We start from the raw sequence: 13588 nt of genomic DNA on the forward strand, positions 1-13588 counted from the left end.
CTGCCCAGGCGCGCCCGTCTTATTGCGGATACAAGGATTTTTAACGATGTCGTTACACCCTGATCTGGAAGCTTTCCTCGACCTCGCTCAAGACAGCCAGGACGCCGGCCTGCCGGCCATGCACCAACTGACCCCGAGCGAGGCCCGCGCCACCTTCGAGCAGACCACCGCGCAACTGCGCTGGCCGGCGCCGCAGGATGTTGAAGTCACCGAGATCGAAACACAGGCCCGTGACGGTGCGGCGCTGGCGTTGCGTTTGTATCGGCCCAACGGTATTGAATCGCCGCTGCCGGTGCTGGTGTATTTCCACGGTGGCGGGTTTGTGGTCGGCAGTCTGGATTCCCACGACGGCGTCTGCCGCGAGTTTTGCCAGCGCACGCCGTGTGCGGTGCTCTCGGTCGGTTATCGACTGGCGCCGGAGCATCGCTTTCCGACAGCGCTGGAGGATGGCGAGGACGCTTTGGCCTGGCTGGCCGAACAGGCTGTGAGCCTCGGCCTGGATGGTTCGCGCGTTGCGTTTGGTGGCGACAGCGCGGGCGCCACGTTGGCGACGGTGCTGGCGATTCAGGCAGTGCGGCGGCCGCACACGGTGGCTATCGCGCCCAAGGCGCAGTTGTTGTGTTATCCGGTGACCGATGCTTCGCGGGTGCATGATTCGCGGCTGTTGTTTGGCGAGGGGTATTTGCTCGAGAACGACACGCTGGAGTGGTTTTATCAGCACTATGCGCGAGGGCCGGAGGATTATCTGGATTGGCGTTTTTCGCCGTTGCTGGCGGAGGATTTGCGTGGGGTGGCGCCGGCCATTGTCGTATTGGCGGGGTTTGATCCGTTGCTGGATGAGGGGCAGGCTTATGTCGACAGGCTGCGTGGGCAGGGGGTTGAGGTCGAGGTCGAGGTTTGTGCCGGGTTGACTCATGATTTGTTGCGGTTGGGGGCGGTGGTGCCTGGGGTTCTGGAGGTTTATTTGCGGGTTGGTGGGGCGCTTGCGCGGGTTTTTTGGATGGGGTGAATATCCGTTTTTTTTGGTGTTGCTGCTGGCGGTTTCGCCCTTACGGCGACTTACTTTTTTACAAGCGCCTAAAAAAGTAAGCAAAAAACGCTAGCTCCTGCGTTCGGCCCTCGCAGGCTCGGGTTCCTTCGCTGCGGGATCGATCCGGGCGCAGCGGCTCCGGTTTGCTTCGCTGCACCTACACTCGCTGTGTTCGACTTCGTCGAACGGTCGCTGCGCTCCCACCCCCGGATCAATCCCTCCACTCAGCCTTCCGACGTCGCCGGTGGATCAAGATCAAAAGCACTCGAGCTAACGCTCATTGTTGAGTGGTGAAAAGCGTGTGGTCTGCTTTGGATCTGTGTTGGATTCGCCCCTCACCCCAGCCCTCTCCCGAGGGAGAGGGAGCCGATTTGCGGGCTTTCCAGAATCTGCATTCGACTCGATATCGCAAGTCGGCGTATTTCGCCTGAACACCTCGGTCAGTCCCCTCTCCCTCCGGGAGAGGGCTAGGGTGAGGGGCTTTTGCTCTGGCTCTTGATCTTTTGCCCCTTCGGCAGGCTTCGTTACGGGATCGATCCGGGGGTGGGAGCGCAGCGACCGTACGACGCAGTCGTACACAGCGAGTGTAGGTGCAGCGAAGCCAACCGGAGCCGCTGCGCCCGGATCGGTCCCGTAACGAAGGTACCCCGAGCCCCAGCGAGCGGGCCGTACGCCGGGGCAAAGCCTTTTTGGTTACTTTTCGCTGGGCCGGCATTCCGGCGTTTGGAAAAAGTGACCCGCCGTAAGGGCGGAACCCTAAGTAGCCTTCACCGCAGCAACGGATATGCCCCCCAATCCCCAATCCCAAAAACCAAAAAGCCCCGCATCTCACAATGCGGGGCTCTCTCACAGCTCAAATCAAAAAATCAGAAATCAGCCTTCACCGACATCACAAAATTGCGCGGATCCCCGTAGAAGTTACCGAACCCCTCGGTACCAATAGTCGCGTAATAACGCTTGTCGAACAGGTTGTTGCCGTTCAACGCCACCGACCAGGTGTCATCAATCCGATAACCAATGCGACCGTTCCAGACCGCATAACCCGCGCCATCGACATTGTCGCCGCCCAGAGGCGAAACCCGGTAGGTGCCCGTCTGCGCATTGACCCCCGCACCAATCGTCACACGGTCCAGCGGCCCGCTCAGGGCGTAATCACCCCAGACGCGCAACAGGTGACGCGGCACGTAGGAGTTGTAGACCGCGCCATCCTGAGTGGCATCGGCATCTTCCAGCACCTTGGTCTGGGTGTAGGTATAACCGGCCAACAGTTGCAGGCGGTCGATCACTTCACCGCTGACTTCAGCTTCAAAGCCCTGGGCGCGGACCTTGCCCGAGTTGATCTGGCACGAACTGTCTTCGCACCGCAGGTCATCCTGGGCCGCGTCTTTCTGGATGGTGCGGAACAGGTTGAACGTGGTGTTCAGACGACCGTCGTACCACTCACCCTTGATCCCCAGCTCGTAGCTCTGGCCAATCAGCGGCTTGAGCGTGCTGCCGTCGATGGTTTTGTACGAGCCTTGCGGGGTGAAGATGTCGGTGTAGCTGGCGTAGGCGGTCAGGTTGTCGTTGAGGTCGTAGAGCAGGCCGGCGAACGGCGTGACCTGGCCGGTTTCGGTGGACTGGGTGTTGACCTCGGTGCCTTCGCCACGGAAGTACTGCACCGAGTCAGTGTCGGATTTGTACCAGCTGACCCGACTGCCGAGTACCAGCGTCATCGGGTCGGCGAGTTTCAGGCGGGCGATCGAGTAGGCGCCGTATTGCTTGATGTGCATGTCCACCGGGCCGCCACGGGAAGCGTTGGCCAGGTAATAGCTTTCATCCGGCTGCGGGATGTTGTGGTTCGGGTTGAACACGTTCTGGCGCTGTGGCAATGCCGCCACCGCGTAGAAGTCGTCCTTGTGCGAACGGCTGGCGTTGGCGCCGACGATCAGTTCGTGCTGCTGGCCGAATGCGTCGAATTTGCCGTCGACGTAAGCATCGAAACCGTAGTCGCGCTGATCGTAATCATAGGTACTGCCGAGCATCAGCGTGTTGGTGGCGGTCGCGCCCAAGGGCACTGTGCCGCTCGGGAAGGAATATTCCATGTCCTGGGTGTTGCGCGAGTACACGCCAGCGACTTTCAGCGACCAGTCATCGTTGAACTGGTGTTTGACGTCGGCGAAGTAGGTGGCGCGTTTGCTGCGCTGGTTGTTCCACGAGGTGTTCAGGCAGGTGGAGCGTTTCAGGTGCAGGTCGGAGCCGTCGGCGTAGCGCGGCAGGCCGCCCCAGCACGGGGTGGCGTCGACGTCTTCATAGGCCATGCCCAGACCGAGGGTGGTGTCAGGGCTGAGGTCGAAGTCCAGGGCGCCGTAGTAGATCTGGTCGCGGCGTTCAGCCACATCGTAGAAATACTTACGGGTCTGCTGGGTCACCACTGCGCGGCCACGGACAGTGCCGGCGTCGTTCAGCGGTCCGCCGGTGTCGACCTGGCCGCGGTAGTTGTCCCAGGTGCCGGCCGACAGCGACAGCTGCGTGTGCGGGGTGTCCTGGCCGCGCTTGCGCACGAAGTTGACGCCGCCGGCGGTGCCGCCCGCGCCTTTCATCATGCCGGCCGCGCCGCGGAGGATTTCCACGCGGTCATAGATGGCCATGTCGCTGTTGAAACTGTCCGCCTGCACGTAGCTGCTGCCGATGTCCAGCGGCACGCCGTCGTACTGGTACTGGCCGGTCATGCGGAAACCGCGCGAGTAGAAATATTTCCCGCCCATGGGCGAGTCGTAAACGGTGATGCCCGGGGTCTTCTCCATCACCTGTTCAATGGTGTTGAGGTTCTGGTCATCGAGCATCTTGCGGGTCATCACCGTGACCGACTGCGGCGTTTCCTTGAGCGAGTGCACGCCTTTGCCGATGGTCACGCCGCCGGTGGTGTAGGAGTTGCTGCCTTCGGTGGTGGCGCCGAGGCGGTTGGCGTTGACGTTGGTCGGCGCCAGTTCCATCGCGCTGCCGCTGGTGGCCGGGCCGAGCACGGTGACGGTGTTGCCGTCACGCTGATAGCGGATGCCGGTGCCGCTGAGCATGGCCTTGAGCGACTCGTCATCCTGATAGCGGCCATTGAGGGCGCTGGAGCGCAGGCCTTGCAGGCTTTCCGGGCTGTAGATGATTTGCAGGCTGGTCTGCTGACCGAGGGTCTGCAGGGCCTGGGCCAGCGGCTGGGCCGGGATGTTCAGGGTCCATTCCTGGGCCTGGACATACGGCGCTGCTGCAAGGGTCAGTGCCAGACCCAGGCCGCTACCGGCCAGGCGTGTGCGGGTCGCGCCGTGCATCAGCAGGGCTCGAGTCAGAGGGCGAAGCATGAAACGGGATGCGGACATGAGGTTAAGACCTTGGCAGGTATAGTTGTTAATGGTTCTTATTCATCTCATTAAGACGAGGAAGCCGCGGCAAACCGGAAAAGTTTTTTCTCCGGCCCGGTCGCGGCTGCTTCGATCAGGCGGGTTGCAGTTCGCTTTTGACCTTGCCAGCCTCCATGCGCACCAGTTGATCGGCGACGTCGAAGTAACGGTCGTCGTGGGAAATCACGATGATGGTCTTGCCCAGACGCTTGAGGTCGGGCAGCAGCTCGGTATAGAAGATCCGCCGGAATGTCGGGTCCTGATCCGCCGCCCATTCATCGAACACCAGCACCGGGCGCTCTTCGAGCCAGGCATTGACCAGTGCCAGGCGTTTGCGCTGGCCGGTGGACAGGTCGGTAGTGCTGAAGGCGCCGTCGCGCACGCTGACCTTGTGCGCGATCTCCAGACGTTCCAGGTAGCGGGTGGCATCCTGCGGCACTTCACGATCGCCCTGGATCAAGTCATCGAACAGGTAGTAGTCGGCGAAGATCGTCGTGAAGTTCTGCCGGTAATCATCGCGGTTGACGGCGGTGATCGGCTTGTCGTTAACGCGAATTTCGCCCTCGGTCGGCGCGTACAGGCCCAGGAGCAATTTGATCAGCGTGGTCTTGCCGCAGCCGTTCTCACCGACGATAAACACAATGTCGCCCTGTTCGATGCGCAGGTTCACCGGGCCGAGGCGGAACGGCTCGCTGCCTTCCACCGCCGGGAAGGCGTAGCGCACGTTGCGCAGTTCCAGACTATTGACGGCGGCCGGCTTGCCGCCCTGATCCTGCAGCAACAGGTGCGGTTCCGGTGAGGAGAACTGTTCGCTGAGTTCGGCAATGCGGCGGAAGGCAATCTGCGCGCGGCTGATGATTGGCAGGGTGCTGATCAGGTGTTCCAGCGGCCCCTTCATGTACAGCAGCACCAGAACGAAACCGCTCATCACCGCTTTGTCGGCACTCGGCCACAGCGATTGCAGGGCCAGGGCCATGCCGATGACCACGAAGAACAGCATCGAGCCAAACGACTTGGCGATGACGAAGGTGTTGATCGATCTGATCTGGGTGTCGCAGATTTTCTCGGCGGTTTTCTGAATGCCGGCGACGAACATGCGCTGGCGGCGCGGGCGGTGAATGCGCAGTTCCTTGGCGCCTTCGGCAATTGCGTTGTAGTGCTTCTGCAGTTCGTCTTCGGAATCGCGGGCGGCGTAGAAACCGCGCATGCCTTTGGCCCGGGCGATGGCCTGGATGGTGGTGCCGATGGCGATGGCCACCAGCATCATCAGGAACATCGGCCACGACAGCATGGCCAGATAGCCGAGACAACCAAGGGTCACGGTCATGGAAATCGCCAGCGGCGCGAAGGCGAAGGCGAAGTCGCTGATGGTGTCGACGTCGTGGGTCAGCACCGGAATCAGGCGATGGCTGCGATAGCGTTCGATCTGGTCGATCGGCGCCGACAGGACCTTCTCCCCCAGCTCTTTGCGCAGTTTGGCGATGATGTGCTGGCCGACGTAGTTGGTGCCGATGTCCGACAGGATCGTGGTCAGCAGGGCCAGGGCACAGAGGCTGGCAAAGATCATCACCACGGTGCGGGTCAGGCCGTCATCGGAATGCAGGGCGTTGTTGATGGTCGCCAGCAGCACGGTGACGCTCAGGCCGCCGAGCATGCCGAGCACGATGGACGCCGAGACGATCAGGCGGAAGGGCTTGAGCAGGGCGAACAATTCGTTGATCGCCCCACGCGTAGGCTTGGTCATGGAGGATTCCTGCTTCGATGCGGAGGGAGTGCCGGTACTTAAGGAAAACGAATGGTCGCGGAGTTTCTTTAACCGAGCGCAGGCGTGGCTGCGCTCGTCGAGGGCGGGATCAGAGGTCGCGTACTACGCGAAAGCCCAGCCAGTCGCCCTTGCTGGTCGGCCAGCTGCTGTTGCGGTTGCCCGAGCGCGAGAAGATCGGCGCCTCGCCCCAGTCATTGCCGCGCATGACCTGGCGTTCGCAGTTTTCCTGGGTCCATGGGCGACCGTCGGCGGGCACGCCGGAGTAGTCCGGGTGGTAGCAGTCGGCGGTCCATTCGTAGACGTTGCCGTGGGCGTCGAACACGCCAAACGCATTGGCCGGGAAGGTGCCGGCCGGCGAGGTGAAGTTGTAGCCGTCGGCTGCGCCGTAAGTGTTGGCGTGCCTGGAAATCTGGTAATCCTTGCCCTCATCGAACGGGAACGGGAAAGGCCCGGTGCTGCCGCCCCGGGCGGCGTATTCGCGGATCGATTCGCTTTGCAGGCGATAGGCGTGCCCGGTCTTTTTCGACAGCCAGTCGATGTAGCCCTGGGCTTCGGCGACGTTCATGCACACGGCCGGGTCGCGTGGCGTCTGTTTGAATTCCGGCTTGCCGGCGGTGCAGCGGCGGCCGGGGCGGTCATCGAAGTCGTAAGGTTTGTTGCCGGTCTCGCGGACATAGGCGTCCCATTCGCCCACCAGCACCTGCGAGCGGCTGATAGCGAATGGTTTGCTGAACGTCACCGTGTGCAGCGGGCCTTCGTCGGGTTGGCGGCCGACTTCATCGTCCGGCGTGCCCATGGTGTAGCTGCCGGTCGGCAGCACGACCATTTCCGGGCAGTCCTTGCAGTCCTTGAACACTTTACCCGCGGCGGGGCCTGTCGCCGCCTGCGCGGTGCCGGGCATCAGTGCGCCGCAGAGGGCGCTCAGCGCCAGTGCGGGCAGGGCTTTGGAGATGAGTGACGCGTGAGGCTTTTTCATGGGTCGTCTCTTTGAAAGGAAAACGGCAGTCGAGGGTCAGGCACGCAGCTTGGTGCCGAGGATGTCCATGAAGCGATCCACTTCGGCTTCGTTGTTGAGCAAGCCCGGTGCGGTGCGAATCACCGGCCCGACGTCGCGGCTGACCGCGTCGCAGATCACCCGGTTCTGCATCAGCCAGGCCGCCACTTCATCGCTGTCCTGGCCCTTGATCCGGAAGAAAGTGAAGCCGGCGGAGAACTGCGAGTCGAGCGGGGTGACCAGTTCGATGTTGCGGTGCTCTTGCAGGCGTTGCTTGAGGTAACTGTTGAGCTGATGAATGCGCGTCTGCACCTCGGCCTTGCCCAGTTGCAGGTGTAACTTGAAGGCTTCGTCCAGTGCCCAGCGATGCTCGAAGGCGTGGTAGCCGCCCGGGGTCATGATGGTCGAGAAGGCCGTGGCCTCGGAGAACGTCGGCACGCTGGGGCTGACGTATTTCAGTTCTTCGGTGCGGCTGCAGACGATGCCGGTGCCGCGCGGGCCGAACATCCACTTGTGCGTGCCGGCGATGAAAAAGTCGCAGTTCATCTGCGGGAAACTCAAGTCGTCGACACCGAAACCGTGCACACCATCGACCACGTAAATCAGCCGATCCTTGTCGTCGCGCTGGCGGTTGTGCTCGTCGACCAGCCGCGAGATGTCGCTGATCGGCAGCTTCACGCCGCTGCCCGAATGCACCCAGGTCATGCCCAGCACGCGGGTTTCGGGGCGGATATTGCGATTGATCGTGTCGAGCACCTGATCCAGAGAAATGCTCTGCGGGGTTTCGAACAGCTTGAGTTTGCGCACGCGCGTGCCGTCACGACGGCTGCGGAAATCGAGAATGTTGCGCGTCGAATAATGTTCGTGAACCGTGGTAAGAATTTCCTGATCCGCGCGCACCTGCACACTGCCGTAGATCATCGCCAGGCCTTCGGTGGTGCTGCCGGTCAGGGCGATTTGCGCCGGTTTGGCTTGCAGGTACTGGCCGGCCCAGTGGCGCACGTTTTCTTCACGCTTCTCGGTGACGCCCAGATCCCAATCCATCGCCAGACCCGGATTCAGATCCAGCGCCGCGCGATGGCGTTCGATCGCTTCGCGCACCGGTTTCGGATGTGAGGTGACGAGGAAATTGGCGAAGTGAATCGCCTGAGGATCCTGATCGAACATTTGACGCAACTGCGCCCATTTGTCTCGCGACGCAGTCGGCACGGCAGCGATGGCCGCCGGTGCAGTCAGACTGGCGCCCAGGGGCAGGGCGGCGGCGAGCAGGCCGGCCTGCTTCAGGAAAGTGCGACGATCGGTCATGGCCGGGCCACCTCCTGGCGCGACGCCAGCGCTGGTTTCGCGGCTTTTTGCACCTGATCCCAGACGCGCATGAAGTTGCCGCCCCAGAGCTTGGCGATATCCGCTTCGGAGTAGCCGCGCTGTAGCAGTTCGGCGGTGACGTTGCGAATCTCGCCGACGTTTTCCCAGCCCTTGATACCGCCGCCATCGTTGAAATCCGAAGCAATGCCGACGTGGTCGATACCGATCTTGCGCACCGTGTAATCGATGGCGTCGCCGAAGTCCTTGAGGGTGGCTTTCGGTTCCTCTTCGAGGATCGCGTAGAGGCCGCTGGCGTACTGGCCGAGCTTCTGTTCCGACCAGGCGGTGATGATCGGATCGCCCGGCATCAGTGCCATGGCCAGATTGGGCAGTGGCGGCAGATCGAAGCGCGCACGTAGCGCATTGAGTTTGTCCTGCGTGCCCTGGGTCAGCGGTTTCAGGTATTGCGAGAAGGCGACGACTTGCACCACGCCGCCACTGTTCTTGATCAGTTGCAGTTCTTTGTCGCTGAGGTTGCGCGGGATATCCACCGCCGCCCGTGGCGCCGAGTGCGAGGCCACCAGCGGTGTGCGGCTCAGTTCGGCGACTTGCTCGAGGGCCTTGGTCGACATCTGCGAAACATCGATGATCACCCCCAGATCATTCAAGCGCTGCACCGCTTGTTTACCGATGTCCGACAGACCATCGAGGGCGTCGGGCGAATCATTGAAAAACGGCAGCGGCCGCGACGAGTCGGCCCAGCTGTTGTTGCCGATGTAACTGAAGCCGAACATGCGCATGCCGCGCCCGGCCCATAGGTCGAGCTTGCTCAGGTCATTGCCCAGCGGGTAGGCGTTGAGCATGCTGATGAAGATCGCAAACTTGCCTTCGCCGTGCAGGCGGCGGAAGTCATCCGGCGTGTAGGCGATGCCGGCCTGATTGGGGAAGTCGCGGACGATCCCGGAAATGATCTTGTAGCGCACCTCCTGCTGATTGCGCGCTTCTTCGACAAAACCCTCGGTGGGACGGTGCGGGGCGTTCGGGCCGTTCCACATTTCCGGCCAGCCGAACACCGTCAGCGCCGCGCCGGACAGGCGTCCGCGATTGGCCTTGATGAGGTCGAACTGGCCCGAGCCATCCTTGTCGGCTTCGTGGTCGTGGCTGCCGAAACTCAGCGGCACGGTGATGTGGCTGTCGAACGACAGCAGGCGATCCTGCAACTCCGTCGCCTGTTTCATCACCTTCACCGGATAGCCGGGGTTGTTCCAGTAATCCCAGGCCAGAAATCCTGCGCCGGCACTGATCGCCAGGGCCAGCGGCAGGCCGATGAATAGAGCCTTTTTCCAACGCGGTTTTGTCATTGCCATCTCATTCAGGTTCGCCGTCGAGGTACAGGCGCAGGGGCCTTTGCTATCTGGGAAGAACGAGTGGCCGCAGGGCTAATTTAGGTGTGCGTTACAAATGCCCGGCAGCGGCGCAGGGATGTTTTGCCGGCGGCGTAAATTTCCCCGCCGAGCAAACGTTCTAGCTTGGATAAAGCCTGCTTCATGGCTGACACAGGTAGGGCAATGACGATCTCTCGACGCTGGTTCATGGCGGGCATGGCACTCACGGGCGCCGCGCTGCCTGCCGCTTTTTATGCACATCGTGAATTGACCCGCGAGGAGTTTCCGATCACCCCGGGCGAGGCCACGGTCGATCTGGCGGACACCGCCGGGCAACAGCTGGCGGACAATTTGCGTGGGGTCTGGGACATTCGCTTTACCGGTGCGGCGGCCGGGCTTGATGGTTTGCCGGCGCAAGGTCTGGAGCTGTTTCTCGACATTGCCCATCGTGGTCGCGGCTTGCGTGGCTATCTCGACACCGGGACCAATCTGCGTGCCGAAGGGCCTGTGCGTTATCAAGTGGTTGGCGATCTGGCACCGGGCAACGGCGCCGAGATGTATTGGCGCCTGCTGCGCACCGATGCGCCACTTGCGCCGCCGGTGTATGAATTAAAAGTCAAACTGGATGAGGTCTGGGCGGCGTTCGGCAATGCCGGCAGCGCCACGTTCACCGGGCAAGTGCTGCGTCTGGACCGGCCGTTGGCGTTGCCCGAGCTGGATAATCAGTTCATCGCCATCAAACGGCGTTTTCCCGAGGCCCGTGAACGCACCGGGCTTAATCCGCAACTGTTGGCCTGGCTGGTGGCGCCCGAGCATCGGTTGTTCCACCAGCTCTGGCACGCCACCCGCGACAAGTGGCACAAGCTCTCGGAGAAAAAACGCGAAGCGCTGCGCGGCATCGGCTGGCAGCCCGGGCCGCGTGACAAGGAGCGTGATGCTCGTGGACCGAGCAAGGATCGCAATGGCTCGGGCGTGGATTTTTTCTTTATGCACCGGCACATGCTTGGCATCGCCCGCTCGATGCAGGATTTGCCATCGTGGCCGGCGTTCCCGCAGCCGCAGCCTGAGCTGGAGCGGGACCGCCAGGGTTTCGCCCGTTACTTCGACAATCATGACGGCAATTCGCTGCCGCCGACCTGGCTGGCCGAGGGCGATGACGAGTACACCAAGTGGGTCAGCGACATCAAAGCGGCGGAGACTTTCCAGAGCAATTTCCTGGTCTGGGAATCGCAGTACCGTGACCCGCGTTACTTGTCGAAATTGACCCTTGGCCAGTTCGGTTCGGAAGTCGAACTGGGCCTGCACGACTGGCTGCACATGCGCTGGGCTTCGGTGGCGCGTGACCCATCCAACGACATTCCAGTGCCGATGGCGCGCGATCAGGCAGACTTCGCTGCGCGCTGGTATGCGCCGGAAAACGACTTTCTCGGCGACCCGTTTTCCTCCCATGTGAATCCGGTGTTCTGGCGTTTCCATGGCTGGATTGATGATCGCCTGGAAGACTGGTTCCGCGCCCATGAACGTTTTCACCCGGGCGAAGTGAGTCGTCTGGAAGTCAACGGCGTGCCGTGGTTTGCACCGGGACGCTGGGTGGAAGTCGCCGACCCCTGGCTCGGCCCCGACACCCACGGCTGCAGCACCGTGCCCGGCCTGCAAGTCGGACGCTCAGTGGAGATGGACCCGGAGACCATGAAGCTGGCGCTGCGTATCACCTTCGGCGATGAAGACAACATGACCGAGCTGTTCCGCAAAGTGCCACAGCGCCCTTGGTATGCGCGGCACCTGAAGGTCAAGGGCCGACAGCTCTAGATTGGTTCAACACATACTCAGGATAGGTCGCAATCCCCTTGTGGGAGTGAGCCTGCTCGCGATGGCGTTGTGTCAATCAGCTGCTATGCCGGATGACCCACCGCCTTCGCGAGCAGGCTCACTCCTACAGGGGGTATTTATGGTGGCGTACATATCCATCGCTGCGGTAACGACTACCTAAGGTTTCGCCCTTACGGCGACTCACTTTTTTTACAAACGCCTAAAAAAGTAAGCAAAAAAACGCTTGCTCCTGCGTTCGGCCCTCGCAGGCTCGGGTTCCTTCGCTGCGGGATCGATCCGCTCAGCCTTCCGACGTCGCCGGTAGATCAAGATCAAAAGCACTCGAGCTAACGCTCATTGTTGAGTGGGGCGGCTTCGCCGCGGGCAGCTGCGCTGCTTTGCTTTTCTGTGGGAGCGAGCCTGCTCGCGATAGCTATCTCAAAGATACGAATGAACAGCAGATTTACCCTGATCCCTGTGGGAGCTGGCTTGCCAGCGAAGGCGTCAGTTCAGTCGACGCATCGCCCTCAGATCACTTCCCAACCACCCCCCAGCGCTTTGTACAAGGCAATGCTCGCCTGCAACCGCGACAGGCGCAGTTGGACGTTCAGGTCTTGCGCCGCATACAGCGTGCGCTGAGTTTGCAGGACGGTGAGCAGGTCTTCGGCGCCGGCCTGGTAGCGGCTCTGGGCGATGTCGAAAGCGGTCTGTGCCTGGTTCAGTTCTTCGCTTTGCCATTGCCGCTGTTCGTCGAGGCCGCGAATGCTGCTGAGGGCTTTTTCGACGTCGGCGAAACCGTTGATGATTGCCCCGCGATAGGTCTCCAGCAGTTCATCCTGGCGGGCCTTGGCCTTGTCGCGTTCGGCGCTGAGGCGGCCGTTGTTGAAGATCGGCGCGGTCAGCCCCGACGACAGGTTGTAGAACGTCGTGCGCAGCAGGTCGGCGGCAAGGTCGGCGCCGCTGCCGAGGCTGGCGGTCAGGGTGATTTTCGGCAGCATCGCGGCGCGGGCGACGGTGACATCAGCCTGGGCTGCGGCGAGCTTGGCCTCGGCGCTGGCAATGTCCGGACGCCGACTGAGCAAGTCGCTCGGCACGCCACTGGCGATGTCCGGCCAGTGCAATTGGGCGAAGGATTGCTCGGGCAACGGTAACGCTTGCACCGGTTGGCCGAGCAGGGCGGCGAGGCTGATCAGTGCTTCGCGGGCCTGTTGTTGCACCAGCGGCAGGCGACGCTGTTGTTCGGCCACCAGGCTTTTCTGCTGGGCCAGTTCCAGCGCGGTGGCGCTGCCGGCGTCGAAACGGGTCTGCACCAGATGCAGCACGTTCTGTGCATTGGCCAGATTGAGTTCGGCGATGCGCGCCTGCTCACGCAGGGCCAGGGCCTGGGTGTAACTGTTGGCGACGCCGCTGAGCAAGGTCAGCTCGACGGTGGCGCGGTCGAACTCGCTGGCCTGCACACCGAACAAGGCACTGTCGCGCGCGGCACGCTTGCCGCCCCAGAAATCGATTTCGTAACTGGCGCTGAGCTCGGCGTCGTAATAATCCAGCGAGCGATTCTCGGGACTGACATCCAACTGGCTGTAGCCCTTGCCGTGGATCAGTTTCTGCCGGTTGGCGTTCAGCCCGGCCTTGAGTTCGGGCAGCAGCGGGGCGCCGGCAATGGTTGCGCTGGCCTCGGCCTGTCTGACCCGTGCCACGGCGGCGGCGAGGTCGTAGCTGCCCAGCCGCGCCTGTTCGACCAGTCGCGCCAGCTCGGGGCTGCCGAATTGCGTCCACCATTGTCGATTGCTCTGCAGCGCGCCGTGGCTGTCGGCGGACTGCCACGCGCTCGGTGGTTGCACGCCGCTGTCCAGGCGCGGCGCCGGGCTGCTGCAGGCTGCCAGCAACAGGCTGGCGGCGAGGAACGTCAGTCGCACTTTCATAGGTCGA

Annotated in this window: 8 protein-coding genes; 2 read left to right on the forward strand and 6 right to left on the reverse strand. The window is 62.2% G+C overall.

What is annotated here, in order from left to right:
* Positions 1-46 precede the first annotated feature (46 nt).
* Positions 47-1009 (forward strand): alpha/beta hydrolase, encoded by a 963-nt coding sequence (locus AB9L16_RS08610; protein ID WP_375123374.1) that lies wholly within the window; start codon positions 47-49, stop codon positions 1007-1009.
* 887 nt (positions 1010-1896) lie between these two features.
* Here AB9L16_RS08610 and AB9L16_RS08615 read toward each other — a convergent pair.
* From AB9L16_RS08615 to pvdM, 5 genes are all read right to left on the reverse strand, one after another.
* A complete protein-coding gene (locus tag AB9L16_RS08615) occupies positions 1897-4380 on the reverse strand; it encodes a TonB-dependent receptor (RefSeq protein ID WP_177327015.1) in 2484 nt (827 codons plus the stop codon).
* Positions 4381-4495: 115 nt separating this feature from the next.
* Positions 4496-6145, reverse strand: coding sequence for a cyclic peptide export ABC transporter (locus AB9L16_RS08620; RefSeq protein WP_375123375.1), 1650 nt, complete (start codon positions 6143-6145; stop codon positions 4496-4498).
* 109 nt (positions 6146-6254) lie between these two features.
* Entirely contained in the window at positions 6255-7142 is an 888-nt protein-coding gene (locus AB9L16_RS08625; protein WP_353187679.1) for a formylglycine-generating enzyme family protein, read from the reverse strand.
* A 36-nt stretch (positions 7143-7178) separates the two neighbouring features.
* Positions 7179-8465 (reverse strand): aminotransferase class V-fold PLP-dependent enzyme, encoded by a 1287-nt coding sequence (locus AB9L16_RS08630; protein WP_375123376.1) that lies wholly within the window; start codon positions 8463-8465, stop codon positions 7179-7181.
* Positions 8462-9826 carry a pyoverdine-tailoring dipeptidase-like protein PvdM gene (gene pvdM, locus AB9L16_RS08635; protein ID WP_095179475.1) on the reverse strand — a complete coding sequence of 455 codons (1365 nt, stop codon included), beginning with the start codon at positions 9824-9826 and terminating at the stop codon, positions 8462-8464. The genes AB9L16_RS08630 and pvdM overlap by 4 nt, the downstream gene beginning before the upstream one ends.
* 207 nt (positions 9827-10033) lie before the next feature.
* On the opposite strand from pvdM, the gene AB9L16_RS08640 reads away from it, so the two are divergent.
* Entirely contained in the window at positions 10034-11659 is a 1626-nt protein-coding gene (locus tag AB9L16_RS08640) for a PvdJ/PvdD/PvdP-like protein (protein ID WP_375123377.1), read from the forward strand.
* Positions 11660-12186: 527 nt separating this feature from the next.
* On the opposite strand, the gene AB9L16_RS08645 is transcribed toward AB9L16_RS08640, so the two are convergent.
* On the reverse strand, positions 12187-13581 hold the full coding sequence (locus AB9L16_RS08645; RefSeq protein ID WP_252885684.1) for an efflux transporter outer membrane subunit: 1395 nt from the start codon (positions 13579-13581) through the stop codon (positions 12187-12189).
* Positions 13582-13588: the final 7 nt, after the last annotated feature.

The sequence above is a fragment of the Pseudomonas sp. LW8 genome (assembly GCF_041956865.1).
Lineage (GTDB): Bacteria > Pseudomonadota > Gammaproteobacteria > Pseudomonadales > Pseudomonadaceae > Aquipseudomonas > Aquipseudomonas siliginis.

What these genes read in the sequence shown, in the direction of transcription:
- AB9L16_RS08610 (WP_375123374.1), top strand. Translation starts at nt 47, where the DNA reads ATGTCGTTACACCCTGATCTGGAAGCTTTCCTCGACCTCGCTCAAGAC.
- AB9L16_RS08615 (WP_177327015.1), bottom strand. Translation starts at nt 4,380, where the DNA reads ATGTCCGCATCCCGTTTCATGCTTCGCCCTCTGACTCGAGCCCTGCTG.
- AB9L16_RS08620 (WP_375123375.1), bottom strand. Translation starts at nt 6,145, where the DNA reads ATGACCAAGCCTACGCGTGGGGCGATCAACGAATTGTTCGCCCTGCTC.
- AB9L16_RS08625 (WP_353187679.1), bottom strand. Translation starts at nt 7,142, where the DNA reads ATGAAAAAGCCTCACGCGTCACTCATCTCCAAAGCCCTGCCCGCACTG.
- AB9L16_RS08630 (WP_375123376.1), bottom strand. Translation starts at nt 8,465, where the DNA reads ATGACCGATCGTCGCACTTTCCTGAAGCAGGCCGGCCTGCTCGCCGCC.
- pvdM (WP_095179475.1), bottom strand. Translation starts at nt 9,826, where the DNA reads ATGACAAAACCGCGTTGGAAAAAGGCTCTATTCATCGGCCTGCCGCTG.
- AB9L16_RS08640 (WP_375123377.1), top strand. Translation starts at nt 10,034, where the DNA reads ATGACGATCTCTCGACGCTGGTTCATGGCGGGCATGGCACTCACGGGC.
- AB9L16_RS08645 (WP_252885684.1), bottom strand. Translation starts at nt 13,581, where the DNA reads ATGAAAGTGCGACTGACGTTCCTCGCCGCCAGCCTGTTGCTGGCAGCC.